Origin of the sequence: Zoogloea sp. (assembly GCF_028689785.1) — a bacterium.
Classification (GTDB): domain Bacteria; phylum Pseudomonadota; class Gammaproteobacteria; order Burkholderiales; family Rhodocyclaceae; genus Zoogloea.
In genome coordinates this window covers 36,369-49,136 of the sequence record NZ_JAQVCN010000033.1, presented here as the reverse complement: position 1 = coordinate 49,136, position 12,768 = coordinate 36,369, and the positions used below count along the sequence as shown (strand labels likewise).

The following is a 12,768-nucleotide window of genomic DNA, read 5'->3' as shown; positions in this document are numbered from 1 at the left end:
ACTGGCCTTGGGCTGCGGTCCATTCCTCCAGGGCACGGGCTTCCAGGCGCACCAGCGGGGCCAGGGCCGCCATCATGGCGGGGCTCTTCATCATCCCCGGCCGGCCCACGATGCAGCCCCACAGGTTAGGGAACTCCTGCCAATCGCTGCGGGCCTGGGGGCGGATGGCGCAGCGCCGGCCCACCAGGTTGCCCAGGGCGGCCACCATGGGCACGGCAACGAAATCCGGCGGGCACTGCATGCGGTCGGCCACGTCCTGCACCCAGGGGCGCAGGCGGTCGGGCAACAGGGCGTAGTCGAAGGGCGCCACCGGGGCCAGACCCTCGGGCAGGGGCTGGGGATCGGGCCAGGAGGCGACTGGCCAGGTGCGTGGGTCGCCGATGGCCGGGGCCAGGGTGGCGCGCTCATCGAGGCGGGCGGGCTCATAGGGCGGCGGGGCCTTCATGGTTGCACCTCCACCCCGCGGGCTTCGCTGATGATGAACTCGGCAGCCGGCACCCTGCCCGGGCGCAACAGGATAAGCCGCTTGGGGCGGGCGGCCACCAGCTCAGCCAGCAGGTGGCGCAGGCGCTCCGGGTCGGGTGCTGGCGAGGTTACCACCAGCACCGACAGGGCGGCCAGGTAACGCCAGTCCAGGCGCCCGGGGTGGAAGTCCGGCGGGCAGCAGATGGCCGGCCCCAGGCCGGTCACCCGCCCCACTGGCCAGCGGTCCAGATACACGGCCACCTGCCGCTGGGCCGGCACCAGATCCCGCGCCCGGGCGTCGGCCAAGTCGCGGGCGTAGGCCGGCAGGCGCCGGCCCGGGGAGCAACGCCAGAAGATGCGGGGGTCGGAGTGGGGCGCGCTCATGATGCCGGCCTCCCGGGCGCCAGCACCACACCCCGGGCCAGATCCAGGGCACGCAGCAGCTTGCACAGGGCCACCGCTTCGGGGTCGGGGCTGTCCAGGCGCCACTTGCCCTTGGCGAGCACGGCAGCAGCGGCTTCGGCAGCGGCAAACAGATCCGGGGCGGCGGCGATCAAGGCTTCGTTGGCGTCCGCCTCGGAGCAGTTGCCCCACGAGTACAGCTCGCAGATGGTGACCCGGCTGATGCCCACGCCGGCCGCGATGCTGCGGTGACCGGCGCGGCGCCAGGGGGCGGGGGTGAAGGTGGGGGCGGTCACAGCAGCCCCCTTTCAGCGAAGCTGGTGGGGCGGGCGGCTCCACCCACGATGAAGTGATCGAGGACACGCACATCGATCATGGCAAGCGCGCTTTTCAGCGAATTGGTAAGGGCGCGGTCGGCCATGCTGGGTTCCGTCACACCAGACGGGTGGTTATGGGCAAAGATGACTGCAGCGGCATTCAGCTCAATGCATCTTCTAATCACCTCACGCGGGTACACGCTGGTTTGGTCGAGCGTCCCAACGAATAGCGGTTCGCACGAGGTGACCCGGTTCTGCGAGTCCAAGAAAATGACGTAGAACACCTCCCGGGCCTCCTCGGCCAACTCGAAGACCAGAAAATCCCGGACTGCCTTCGGGCAGTCAAAGACCGCCCCAGGCTCGCCCAGGCGCCGGGAAAGCACCTTTTTGGCGCGGGCAATCAGCCGGTCTTCACGGGTCATGGTGGCCGGGTCCAGTACGCATCGGCTGATGGGTGAGGCGTAGAGCGCACTGGCCTCCCGCACCAGGTAGCGGCGTTGCAGCAGGGGGGCGCCCTCCGTCCCGCGGTGTGCTTTGGGTTGAGCCCTGGAGGTCATGCTGCGGACCTCCAAGCGAAAGCCGCACGCCAGGCGAGCACGGGGCCGACCAGGGGGCGCAGGGCGCGGTAAAGCTGCAGGGACAGAATGGGAGATGTGGGCGCGTGCAGACGTCTGCACGCCAAGGCGAGTGTTGCCATGGTGTGATGCTCCTAGGATTCGGACTGAATCCGCTCCCGCTGCTAAACGGGGGGCGGGCCAAAGTGGGGTTAGCAGACCGGCATCCTAGGAACCGGCAGCCCGTGAGGGCTCCCCACCCGGCCCACCATAGAACAGGCGCACCATGGGTGCTACGGACGTAAAAAAAGCCGCGGGGCGGCAGTGTCCGCCTAGGAATGTTCGGGCTGCTAAACCCGGTCACCACTGTCTAGGTGACGTCAGCATGATGGGGGCTGCCACGCGCCCACGTCAAGCCCTTGCGCGCGGAATCCGGGGGAGGAAGGCTTTACGCCAGTTTGCGCAGGCGACGGACGAAGGCAGGGGAATGTTCCCGCTGTTCCCTCTATGTTGACTGAGAGAGGGAACAATCATATCTACTGGGAACCCGCGCCCCGCTTGGGTTTCGGCGAGGTGTTCCCGCTGTTCCCCGTGTTCCCATGCAATCCGGCCTGTCCGGACAAGCCACCCTCCCCCCTGTCCATTTCGCGGTGCTGCGAACAAAGAGTACCGGCCGGTCTCATTGGGGGGCAGGCTGGACTTTTCGATACCCCCCTCTTGGGGCTGCCAGGAAAAAAATTCCCAAAACTCGCGCACGTAAAAATGTGCCTAACCGTCCGGTCCTGCAGCCAGGTCGGCCAAAGATTGATACCCCCCCTCCCACATGGAGGGGGGGCACCAGAACGGATGCAGTGCCCAGGCATGGCAGTCGGCCCCGTGGTTGGGGGGCAACCGGCGGAGGGGATGCCCAGGCCCGAAGGTGGGGGGCAGGTCGGGCCGACCACCACACAGCCCATCCGAGAGGCCGGGTCGGGCGAAGTGCCCGCAGCTCCGGCACGTGTGTTCGTGGGTTGCTTTTGCTGGCGCAGATTTTCCGGGAAGCCCGCCCCCACCCGGTACATTAAATGACGTATGACTTGAATTTTTGTGTTTCTCTTCCCTTTCCTCTTCAAAAACGATGGGGACACTGGGAACGTGGGAACATAAAACACTATTTCCTTTTGAATCAATGTCTTGAGTGGTCTGATCTGTTCCCAGTCCCTGGCCTGTGTTCCCTCTGTTTTGGAGGGAACAGGCCGTTTTAAGGGCGCAATCGATGGTTTTTAGCCATTCATCCATGGTCAGAATCCCATTCGAGCAGCTCGGGCTTCAGGCAGAACATCCAGCCCGTTCCTTTCGCGCCTGGCTCCCTTACCTTCACTTGATGGCGGGTCTTCTGCCCGTCCTGCGTGATCTGCAGTAGCTCCCGTTTGATCAGCTCCCGCTCTACCTGCTTGGGGTCGAAGCCGTTGCACAGCTCATCCCGGAAGACCGTGGGATAGACCAGGTACTCGAAGACGTGATCACGTTCGCTCAGGGATGCGGTTTCCTTGGTCGGGCGCCGCCAGCCGGCCCGGTTCATCGTCCGCGGGGCGTGGCTATCGACCACCGACGGCCGGCGCCAATCCTCCAGGCGGGTGCCGGCGTTGGCCTGAATCCAGGTCTGAACCTGCTCCACCATCTTGCGGGGCTCGCGGTTCTCCTCGCCACCGTAGGCCGTGAGCCAGTCCCTGAACATGCGCATGGCGGCGGCGCCTGCCTCCCCGGTCCGCCAGCCGGTGATGCCCCAGCGTGTGGCCAGCTCCCCGGCGTAGGCCACCGCCGCAAAACGGGTGGCGGCCCGGATGGCCTGGCCCCCGGCCTTGTCGGTGAGGGCATGGCGTTCGAAGGTGGCGCGGAGGGCTTCAAACTCCCCAGGCAGGGCGCCCCGGTGGGCGATCACCTGGCGGATGAACTCCGGCCAGACGGTGCCGTAGTGGCGGGCTGCCCGCCCCTGGATGGCATCGGTGAAGCGGGCGCCATCGGGCTGGCCGTGCAGGGTCTCCCAGCAGCCAAAGCCCGCCCCTGCATCAGCCGGCAGCTCGCAGAAGCGCACTTCCTGGCCGGCATAGGCCCGTTCCCCGTTCTCGGCCAGGAACTGGGTGAGGCCGAGTTCCCCGTTCGATTGGAACAGCAGGCTGAAGGACGCGGTTTCCCGCAGCCCGCCAGCCGCCTGGCCCCGCCCCTTACCCTGGCCGCTGGCCAGCATATAGGCGGCCTGCGCCACGTCCCGGGGGTTGCCGGCCTGCTTGAGTTCATCGAGGAGCAAGGGGGCGTCACAATGCCCGGCCGCCAGCCATTCGACTGCCGTACCGGTCTGCATCCAGGTGCGCCGGTATTCCTTGGGGCCGCACAGGCTGGCCGCGGCGAACAGGAGGCCGGATTTGCCAAGGGACGAACCACCCGACCAGTGAAAGCCCCCAGCCACGTTGGGGTGCAGCCAGCACAGGGCGCCCGCAAAGGCGGCCGAGATGGCAAAGCACAGGCGGGAGTTACCTACCGCCAGGGCGGCCACGTTGTCCCGCCAGTCGGCCAGGGTGCCGGCCTGCTTGAACTGGGCATGGCCCGCCCCGCTGCCCGCGTGCATCCACAGTTCGGCGCCCTCCGGGCTGATGGGGTCAAGATCGCCCGGCAGCACGTAAGACCAGCGGCCGGGTTCGATCACATCATCGTGCCAGCCGATCCGGCTTGTGCAGCGGGCGCGGGCGGGCGGCCTGGAGCGATTCACGTACATCTTGAGCAGCCCGCCCTTGTTGTCGCCGATGAACAGGCCGTGTGCCCGCAGCAGCTTGGCCAGGGCGGCCCCGTCGCCTTCGAGCATCTCATCGGGCACCAGCACCCGGCGGCGGCGCCCGTCGTGGTCGTTGAAGGTAGCCAGGCGCTGCCAGCCCTCGCCCTTGGCATCGCGGACCATGTGGGTGATCTCCAGCGGGGCGCAGACGAACTGCTCGATTGGCGCCCAGCCATCGCCCCGGCGCTCGACCTTCAGGCGATACACACCCTGCCCCTCGGCGCCGTCGCGCAGCTCGAACAGATCACCACCCGGTGCAGACGCCTCGACACCGGCCGCCTTGCCTTTGCCCTTGCTGGCCGGCTTTGCCTTGGGTTTACGGGCGGGCGGCGCCTTCGCTCCTTCCGGAGCGGCCTCCGGTGTCGATGAGACCGGCTCCGGATCGGTCGGCAGCACCGCTTCCGCGGAAAGCGCAGCGAGCTCGGCCGCGTCCTTCAGGGCTGTTCGTGCGGTAGCCAGGATCTGGCGCACGGCATCAAGCCCGCCGATCTGATGCAGGTCGTTGAAGTCAGTCGGTGCCTTGCCGGTCTGCTGGAAGCCCTCCCACCTGGCGGCCGGATCGGGCCACTCAGGTGAGGCAACCACACCGCCCACCGCTTGGGCAGCTTCCCGTGCGCGGATCTGGCCCGCGTTGCGGCGTTTGTGGGGCTGGCCACAGGCCGGGCAGGTGTCGCCATCCTCTACCCGCACCGGGGCCTTGCAGGCGAAGCACTCGCCGAAGGCATCATCGTCGGCACACAGGATGAAGCGGGCGGCCGGGTAGGCCTCCTGCAGGGCCTTGGCGGCCGCCTCCAGGCTGCCCGCATCGAAGGCCACGGCAACGGGCCAGCCGGTGGCCTGGTGGATGCTGGCGGCCGTGGCGTAGCCTTCGGCCACGCACAGGGACAGATCCGGCGACACCTCACCAATCAAGTGGAACTTGCCGGCCTTCTCGCCACCAGGGAGGAAGTCCTTGTCGCGGCCGTCCACCTTGTCCTGGTAGATCGCTTGCAGGCTGTGCAGGGTGCCCGACGGGCTGCGCATGGGTACCAGCAAGGCGCCGGGGATTCGTTCCTCCCGCCATTCGCCGGGGCAGACCTCCACCCACTTGGGCCAGGCGCCCACGCGCAGGCCATGCGCCGGCACGCCCTTGCGGAGCAGGTAGGGGTGATCGTCCGGGGCCAGCTTGGCGTTGTTCCAGATCGCGTTCGCCTTGCGGCGTGCCTTGGCCCGTTTGGCTTTGGCGTCGGCCTCGCGGGCAACCCGCTGGGCTTCGATCCGGGCACGGCTGGCGGCCTCCTCTTCGGGGGTGAGCTGGCGGCCAATGTCGGCTCGCCAGTTCTCCCACTCCAAGCCATCCTTGAAGTTCTGGAAACCACCGGCCGGCACACCATCCAGGTGCAGCAGGTAGGCGCCATCCTTCCTGCCCTTGGGGCCGTCCCTCAGCTCGCAGCGATGGAGCTTGCCGTCTGTGTCGAGATGGTCGGGGAGAAGGAGTCCACGGGCCCCGGCAGCCTGGCGGAACTGGGCCAGGATGGAGGTGGTATCGATCATGCCCGCCCCTGTACTTTCAGCGCCTCGGCAAGGCGGGCACGGTAGTCCGGCATTCTCTCGCCCGGGCGTGCTTCAAGGCCGAGTTCTCGCCCCTTCACCAGTGTTGCCGCTTCACTGGATTGCCAGGCATCGGCCGATGCAGACGCCTGCACGGCTTGTCGAAGACGCTCGACGGCAAGCCAGATTGCCGCCAGCAGGAGGAGAACAAGGTGAGCTGTCCGCCCTGGCTTGTCGAAAATCGGTGTAAGCAGGGCTTCTGCCTGGTGAAGATCGTCAGTCAGGGACGGGGCAGGGCGCTTGTCGGAGGTCATTCCCAGGCCTCCCCTTTGAGTGCCTGGCGGATCTGCCCGACGTTCCAGGCAGTGACGCCTTCAGACAGCTTCCGGGGTGCCGGCAGGGTGCCCTTTTTTACCCTTCGCCAGACCGTTGCTGGCGAGCTAGCAAAAAGGGCAACCACCGTAGGCAGCCGAATGTATCCCGCATCAGGTAGATACGGAAAGTTGCTGAGGGCGTCCGGTACGGTTGCCCCTGCAGGGGAGGGCCGTTTTCTGCCATTCAGTCTTGAGGCGTCTTGCATTTCTGTGCTCTCCGATGAGTTGAGACGAGAGCACGAATATTCAAGCTACGACAAACAGCAGAAGCCCTGAGTAATTCACATGATTTTTGGGTGCAATCTGGGGCCTGATTTAACCTTATTCAGGGGAGGGCATTACTCCCCCCCTGAACAAATAGGACAAATTCTCGTGACTATTTCAGGGGCTCAGATCAAAGCCCTTTAGCGCGGCCTCAACATCGCTTTCTGACAGCGCCTCATGCCAATCAAGCCCGACCGCCACCAGTGTTGCAACAGTGCCCCTGAGGACCATTCCCGTTCTGGGATGCAAGGCCTTAACGATTGCTCGGATTGCATGGTTTGCGCGTCTGTTCTTGGTATCCCGCTCGACAAGTCTGGGTTCCTCGGCAGCGCGCGCAGCAATCGTAGAGGCGCGCTCCGCGAGACTCCTTAGCACTTCGGATACCGAGGGCCAATACATGGGGCTTGCGGGCGCCGTAGGCCTGCGGTCTTCCATGTAATCGAGGAACGAGCCGTACAGATCCCTTGTCAAGGGCAGTCCATACCCTACCGTCTCGCCGCCGCTGTCGTGGATATACCTGTCTGGGGTGTAGTTCTCCGGGAGCGGGTCGGGGCTCAGAAAGTGCCACGTATCGCAGTAATCTCCATCGAACCGTTTTGGATCAAACCTCGATAGGATTGCCGCTAGGGTCTTGTCTGGAAGTAGGTGCATGGCACCACCGAATATGTAGTCCTCGCCCAACTCCGTGAGATCCAATTGCGCGGCTAAGTTGTTCGCCGCGGCGGCAATAGATTCGTATCTGTCTCTTTTTGCCGCACGGCTTTCAAAATCTCGATTCGCATCGAAGGCCGCTTTGACGACTTCCATTGCTACAAAGCGAAGCCAATCGTCTTCGCTTCGGTGAAGCGCTGTCGCCCAAATCCCCCTTACTGTTCCATCCGGCTGAGGGCGGTACTTAGAAAGCTCGGGCCACGCGTGCTTCATGCGGTCGTCGGAAACAAGACGGCGGTAGATCGGCTCTTCGAAATAGCTGGGCCTGAACTGGGCTGCCCCATCGTGAGGATGGCTCATCCTCGCAACTACGCGCTTATGTAACTCACAGACCGCAGGCGGCGCCCACTCGGGGTAATTCATAATGCGCTCCATCGTGCGCCCCATCGAAGAAGGTGCCGCGCCAGCGGGGTGAAGGTGTCCCCGTTTTCGGTTGGCCGACCTAGGCGCGGCGTGCTGCTCGGTTGATCCTCAGTTCATGCGGCCCGCCCCCGCAGCGGGACGACCTTCCCACCTGGTGGCAACCACTCCCGGCCCTCTTCGCAGGCCTGGAGGAAGGCTGCCCACAGCTCCAGGGCGGCGCGGCGTTCAGTCAGGTAATCGTGCTGGTCATACACCGCCACCAGCCCCCCCAGGGCGTGATTGAGGCAACGCTCGGCAATGAGCACGGGCACGCCCAGGGCGGCCAGGTGGCTGCGGGCGGTGCTGCGGAGGTCGTGGGGGGTGAAGCGGCGCACCGTGTCGCCCAGGTGGTCACACAGCTTGTGGAGCATGGCGTTCATGGTGCGTTGCTCGAAGTGCCTTTCCTCTCCGGCGCGCTTGTGGCGTTGCTGGCGCGCGGGGAGTACGTAGCGGGAGCCACAGGCCAGGGCCTGGAGCTCTTGCAACCACGCCACCGCACAGGGCGGCAGCGGGATGGTGAAGCCCTTGCCCGACTTGCTGTTTTCGTCGGGGATGAACCATTCGGCCTGCTTCAGGCTTACGTCTTTCCACTCGGCGCGGGTCAGCTCACCAATGCGCGTGCAGGTGACGAGCAGCAGCTTTACCGCCAGGGTGTTCTCGGTGCCGATGAAGGGCAGGGCGGGGAGCAAGGCCCGCAGCTCGGCCTCTGTGAGCTTGAGACGAAGCCGGCGGGGCGCCGGCCGGCCACAGATGGCAGCCACGGAGATGCCGCTGCAGGGGTTGGCGGCCACCACGTGGCGGGCCATGCCGTGCTTGAAGATCTCGGAGACTGCGGAGAGGACCATCTCGGCCACGTTGGCGGACTTGGCGCCCACGCTTTCGAGGAGGGCGACCACATCGGCGGTGGTGACTTCCCGGGCAGGAATGGCCCCGAGGTGCTTGGCGATGGGGCCGTCGATGTAGCGGCGCCGCTGCTTGATGGTGCTCTCCGACAGGCGCGGAAAGTTCTTCTCCATGTAGTCGGTGGCCAGCTCGCGGAAGGACTTGGCGGCAGCCCGGGTAATGCGGGTCTGCTGTTTCTCGCGGGCCACGTCGGTGCCCTGCTGGATCTTGGCGCGGGCTTCGGTGGCCAGGCCACGGGCCACCGCCAGGGAGAGATCCGGGTAGCGCCCCAGGGTGAGCTCCCGCCCCTTTCCGTCGAAGCGGTAACGGACAATCCAGGAGCCGGCTTTGTCCCGGGCCTGGTTGGCGGACATGGTGAAGTAGAGGCCGCCGCCGTCAGACTTGACGACGGGCACGCCTGCCTTGATCCACTTGCGGAGCTCGATGTCTGTGAGCCTGGCCAAAACCACCCCCTAGGGAACGTCCATTTGCTAGCTACAAACGTAGCTACACACATTGTACGCGCTTGGGCGGTTCTGGATGAAACGGCGTGATGCGGCGATTTTGAGGAAGTGATTGAATCCAAAGCAATCAGGCCACCGCATGGGGCGGCCTGATACATCATTTGAATTTATGGATGGCTGCGTTGATTTCCCGGATGGCGCGTTCGATCTCGTCTTCGCTGAGATCTTCCTGGTCGCGCTTGTTGCGACCGAAGCCTTCCATCTGGGTGGTGAATGCGTCGGCGGGCATGGTGCGGGTAGAGACGGTATCGGGGGTGTCTTCCTGGTGGTCGTCGTGCCAGGTCATGGCGATCAGGGACATGTTGTCGCACTGGGCACCGCCTAGGGCTTCGGCCTCGTTCATGAGTCGCGGCACGCCGTCCATGACGCGGCCGTCGGCCAGGGTCTGGACCAGGACGTCGCTGTCGAGGGGGCCCCACACGCCGTCCGAGCAGATGGCAATGACGTCACCGTTGATGAGGGGGGTGCCGCGGGAGAATTCAATCTGGGGCGGATGGCTGCCTCCCAGGCAGCTGAAGATGCGGTTGCGTCCGGGGTGCACGGCGGCGCTTTCCGCATCAAGGAGCCCCTGGTCGAGCATCAACTGAACCCGCGAGTGGTCACGAGTCTGGGTGGCCAGCTTGCCCTTGCGGATCAGGTAGAGGCGCGAGTCGCCAGCGTGGGCCCAGTGGGCGACGCCATCTTGAACCAGGCACGCAACGATGGTGGTGCGGGGAATGTCGGCCAGGTGCTTGTCGAAGGCGTAGTCGAGGATGGCATGGTGGGCGTTGCTGAGCACCCGCGACAGAAACAGGATCGGATCGGTGACCTTGGGGCGGGCCTCCTGCTGGAAGGATTGGGCAATGAACTGCACCGAGATCTGCGCAGCCACCTCGCCATACAGGTGGCCGCCCATGCCGTCCGCCAGAACCAGCAACAAGGCATCGCGGGTGTAGGAATAGGCGACACGGTCCTGGTTGGTGCGCCGCTTACCGACCCGGCTTTCCTGGAAAATGGTGAATCTCATGTACGGCCTATCATTGTTTTGAGTCGGGAGCCCAGCCCTTCTAGCCAGGTCTTCTGCGGCGGGGGCGCCTCGCGGTGGCGTTGGGCGAGCACCTTTTGCAGTGCGAAGCAGCTTTGAGGGCGCTTCAGAGGGTCAAGTTGCAGGCACCAGTCGATGGTGGCCAGAAAATGATGGGAATACTTGCCCGCCCATTGTTCGGTGGCCGGGACGACGGTGTCGTGATTGATGCGTTCGTCGGAGCGCTGGGGGGAGTTGCCGGCCAGGCAGGCGTACATGCTGGCGCCAACACTGTAGATGTCGCTCCACGGGCCGAGGGCGTCCCGGTTGTTGAACTGCTCCGGCGATGCGAAGCCGGGCGTATACATGGGTTTCAGGATCGGGGTGTCCGACATCAGGGTTTGCCGGGCCGCGCCGAAGTCGAGTAGCACCGGGGTACCGTCGGCGCGCAGGTAGATGTTGGAGGGTTTGATGTCCAGGTGCAGCAGCTTGTGGGCGTGCACCTCTCGCAGGCCGTTTAGCATGCGCGTGAAGACGCCGCGGATGAAGCGCTCGCGGACGTTGTTCTTGTTTTTGTAGGCGTAGTCGTGAAGGGTTCGACCCCGCTCGAACTGCATCACCATGTACACCGTGCCGTTGGCCCGAAAGAAGTTGAGCACCCGCACCACGTTGGGGTGTACCAGCTTGGCCAGGGCCCGGCCCTCTTCAAAAAAACACTTCATGCCGTAGCGGAATGCGCCCTGGTGGGCTTCCGTGACGTGGGGTGTCACTTCACCTTCAGCCCGCAGGGCCAGGGAGTTGGGCAGGTATTCCTTGATGGCGACAGGGGTGCCGTCCTGATCGTAAGCCAGGTACACAATGGAAAAACCACCCAGCGAAAGCTGCCGCTCGACCCGGTAGTGGTCGAGCTGAAATCCGGACGGGAGGGCGCAGTTCTGTTGAGTGGCCATCAGGCGGGGCGCTACACTTCGTCTTTTGGTGGCAATCTGGCTCGCTAGTGTAGCTGCGGATTGCCGCTCTATCTCGGGAAAAAATGATGATTCACAGCATGACGGGTTACGCCGTCCAGACTCGCGACCTGGGCCGCGTGGCATTGCATCTCGAACTGCGGAGCGTCAATTCCCGCTATCTCGACCTTGCCTTCCGGATCAATGATGACCTGCGCCAGGCTGAACCCATGTTGCGCGAGGCGATCACCGCCAAACTGCGGCGGGGAAAGGTGGAATGCCGTTTCAACCTGCAGTCGAAGGATAACGCAGCCCGCGACATTTCCATCAACGGCACGGTACTGGGCCAACTGAAGCTTGCCCAGGCCGCCATCCAGGCCGAGTTGCCCCAGGCGGCCCCCCTGTCTGTGGTTGAGGTGTTGCGCTGGCCCGGCATCCTGGCCGACGACAGCGTGACCTTCGAAGCCATGCAACCGGAGATCGCGGCGACTATTGCCGTTGCCCTGGACGAGCTGATCGCCACCCGGCGACGTGAAGGTGACAAGCTGGCCGATATGATCCGCGGCCGTATTGCCCGCATGCGCCAGCTGGTGGCTACGGTGCAGCCCCGGGTTCCGGCGCTGGTTGCCGAATACCAGGAAAAGCTCGCCAGCCGACTGCGGGATGCTGCGGCCACCCTCGACGACGACCGTATCCGGCTTGAAGTAGGCCTCTTTGCCCAGCGCGTCGATGTGGCAGAAGAGCTGTCGCGCCTGTCCACCCATCTGGATGAGGTGGAGCGCATCCTGAAAGTCGGTGGGTCGGCCGGCAAGCGCCTGGACTTCCTGATGCAGGAGCTGAACCGCGAAGCCAACACCCTGGGTTCCAAGGCCATGGCTGCGGACATGACCGCCATCGCCGTCGAACTCAAGCTGGCCATCGAGCAGATGCGCGAGCAAGTACAGAACATCGAGTAGGAAGAGGCCTTCATGCCCGGCACTCTATTCATCGTCACGGCACCTTCAGGTGCCGGAAAGACCACCCTGGTAAGCGGTCTGCTGGCCCGCGATCCTTTGGTGAAGCTCTCTGTGTCCTACGCCACCCGTGCTCCGCGCGTTGGTGAAGTGGATGGCACGCATTACCATTTTGTCGATGTGCCCACCTTCCGCGCCCTGCGCGATAAGGGTGAATTCCTTGAGTGGGCCGAGGTTCACAGCAATTATTACGGGACTTCCCGCGCGTGGCTGGAGGCGCAGATAGCTGCCGGCAACGATATCCTGCTGGAGATCGACTGGCAGGGGGCGCAGCAGGTGCGCAAGGTCTTCCCGAAGGCGGTGGGCGTGTTTATCCTGCCCCCGTCGGTGGAAGAGCTGGAGCGCCGCCTGCGCGGCCGTGGCACTGACACGGAGGAGGTCATCGCCCGCCGAGTGCTTGGCGCCCGGGGCGAGATGCGCCATGTGGCCGAGTTCGACTACGTTATAATCAACGAAGACTTGCCTGCCGCGCTCGAAGATCTGGTTGCGGTGGTGCGAGCATCACGGCTTCGCTACGCCAACCAGGAGGCACGCAAGTCGGAGTTTTTCCATTACCTGGAACAGGATTGAT

The 12,768-nt window shown here is 64.7% G+C and carries 13 protein-coding genes; 2 read left to right on the top strand and 11 right to left on the bottom strand.

All coding sequences use genetic code 11. The features are described from left to right. From PHI64_RS14645 to PHI64_RS14595, 11 genes are all read right to left on the bottom strand, one after another. Positions 1 to 445, bottom strand: a 445-nt coding sequence (locus tag PHI64_RS14645) for a DUF3987 domain-containing protein (RefSeq protein WP_299884077.1), incomplete at its 3' end; no start/stop codon positions are given. Continuing rightward, a complete protein-coding gene (locus tag PHI64_RS14640) occupies positions 442 to 849 on the bottom strand; it encodes a hypothetical protein (protein ID WP_299884075.1) in 408 nt (135 codons plus the stop codon). The genes PHI64_RS14645 and PHI64_RS14640, both read right to left, overlap by 4 nt. Then, positions 846 to 1,163, bottom strand: coding sequence for a hypothetical protein (locus tag PHI64_RS14635; protein ID WP_299884073.1), 318 nt, complete (start codon positions 1,161 to 1,163; stop codon positions 846 to 848). Before PHI64_RS14635 ends, PHI64_RS14640 begins: the two co-directional genes overlap by 4 nt. Continuing rightward, positions 1,160 to 1,606, bottom strand: a complete 447-nt coding sequence (gene radC, locus PHI64_RS14630) for a DNA repair protein RadC (RefSeq protein ID WP_299884083.1) — start codon at positions 1,604 to 1,606, stop codon at positions 1,160 to 1,162. The genes PHI64_RS14635 and radC overlap by 4 nt, the downstream gene beginning before the upstream one ends. Positions 1,607 to 3,008: 1,402 nt before the next feature. After that, positions 3,009 to 6,080, bottom strand: coding sequence for a DUF927 domain-containing protein (locus PHI64_RS14625; protein WP_299884070.1), 3,072 nt, complete (start codon positions 6,078 to 6,080; stop codon positions 3,009 to 3,011). Then, positions 6,077 to 6,391, bottom strand: a complete 315-nt coding sequence (locus PHI64_RS14620; RefSeq protein WP_299884068.1) for a hypothetical protein — start codon at positions 6,389 to 6,391, stop codon at positions 6,077 to 6,079. Before PHI64_RS14620 ends, PHI64_RS14625 begins: the two co-directional genes overlap by 4 nt. After that, positions 6,388 to 6,657, bottom strand: a complete 270-nt coding sequence (locus PHI64_RS14615; RefSeq protein ID WP_299884066.1) for an AlpA family transcriptional regulator — start codon at positions 6,655 to 6,657, stop codon at positions 6,388 to 6,390. Before PHI64_RS14615 ends, PHI64_RS14620 begins: the two co-directional genes overlap by 4 nt. 175 nt (positions 6,658 to 6,832) lie before the next feature. Beyond that, the gene (locus PHI64_RS14610; RefSeq protein ID WP_299884064.1) at positions 6,833 to 7,789 is read right to left on the bottom strand and encodes a hypothetical protein; all 957 of its coding nucleotides are present in this window, start codon (positions 7,787 to 7,789) and stop codon (positions 6,833 to 6,835) included. Between the two features lie 113 nt (positions 7,790 to 7,902). Further along, positions 7,903 to 9,174: a site-specific integrase gene (locus PHI64_RS14605; protein ID WP_299884062.1), complete on the bottom strand. Its 1,272-nt coding sequence runs from the start codon at positions 9,172 to 9,174 to the stop codon at positions 7,903 to 7,905. Positions 9,175 to 9,331: 157 nt separating this feature from the next. Beyond that, positions 9,332 to 10,240, bottom strand: coding sequence for a PP2C family serine/threonine-protein phosphatase (locus tag PHI64_RS14600; protein ID WP_299884060.1), 909 nt, complete (start codon positions 10,238 to 10,240; stop codon positions 9,332 to 9,334). After that, positions 10,237 to 11,187, bottom strand: coding sequence for a serine/threonine-protein kinase (locus PHI64_RS14595; protein WP_299884058.1), 951 nt, complete (start codon positions 11,185 to 11,187; stop codon positions 10,237 to 10,239). Before PHI64_RS14595 ends, PHI64_RS14600 begins: the two co-directional genes overlap by 4 nt. 86 nt (positions 11,188 to 11,273) lie before the next feature. Here PHI64_RS14595 and PHI64_RS14590 point away from each other — a divergent pair, with 86 nt between their 5' ends. Next, complete coding sequence (locus PHI64_RS14590) at positions 11,274 to 12,140, top strand: YicC/YloC family endoribonuclease (RefSeq protein ID WP_299884081.1); 867 nt, start codon at positions 11,274 to 11,276, stop codon at positions 12,138 to 12,140. Positions 12,141 to 12,152: 12 nt separating this feature from the next. Next, positions 12,153 to 12,767, top strand: coding sequence for a guanylate kinase (gmk, locus tag PHI64_RS14585; RefSeq protein ID WP_299884056.1), 615 nt, complete (start codon positions 12,153 to 12,155; stop codon positions 12,765 to 12,767). Position 12,768 lies beyond the last annotated feature (1 nt).

Excerpts from the sequence above, each read along its gene's own strand:
- PHI64_RS14640 (WP_299884075.1), bottom strand. The coding sequence starts at position 849 with ATGAGCGCGCCCCACTCCGACCCCCGCATCTTCTGGCGTTGCTCCCCG.
- radC (WP_299884083.1), bottom strand. The coding sequence starts at position 1,606 with ATGACCCGTGAAGACCGGCTGATTGCCCGCGCCAAAAAGGTGCTTTCC.
- PHI64_RS14625 (WP_299884070.1), bottom strand. The coding sequence starts at position 6,080 with ATGATCGATACCACCTCCATCCTGGCCCAGTTCCGCCAGGCTGCCGGG.
- PHI64_RS14620 (WP_299884068.1), bottom strand. The coding sequence starts at position 6,391 with ATGACCTCCGACAAGCGCCCTGCCCCGTCCCTGACTGACGATCTTCAC.
- PHI64_RS14615 (WP_299884066.1), bottom strand. The coding sequence starts at position 6,657 with ATGCAAGACGCCTCAAGACTGAATGGCAGAAAACGGCCCTCCCCTGCA.
- PHI64_RS14610 (WP_299884064.1), bottom strand. The coding sequence starts at position 7,789 with ATGAATTACCCCGAGTGGGCGCCGCCTGCGGTCTGTGAGTTACATAAG.
- PHI64_RS14600 (WP_299884060.1), bottom strand. The coding sequence starts at position 10,240 with ATGAGATTCACCATTTTCCAGGAAAGCCGGGTCGGTAAGCGGCGCACC.
- PHI64_RS14595 (WP_299884058.1), bottom strand. The coding sequence starts at position 11,187 with ATGGCCACTCAACAGAACTGCGCCCTCCCGTCCGGATTTCAGCTCGAC.
- PHI64_RS14590 (WP_299884081.1), top strand. The coding sequence starts at position 11,274 with ATGATTCACAGCATGACGGGTTACGCCGTCCAGACTCGCGACCTGGGC.
- gmk (WP_299884056.1), top strand. The coding sequence starts at position 12,153 with ATGCCCGGCACTCTATTCATCGTCACGGCACCTTCAGGTGCCGGAAAG.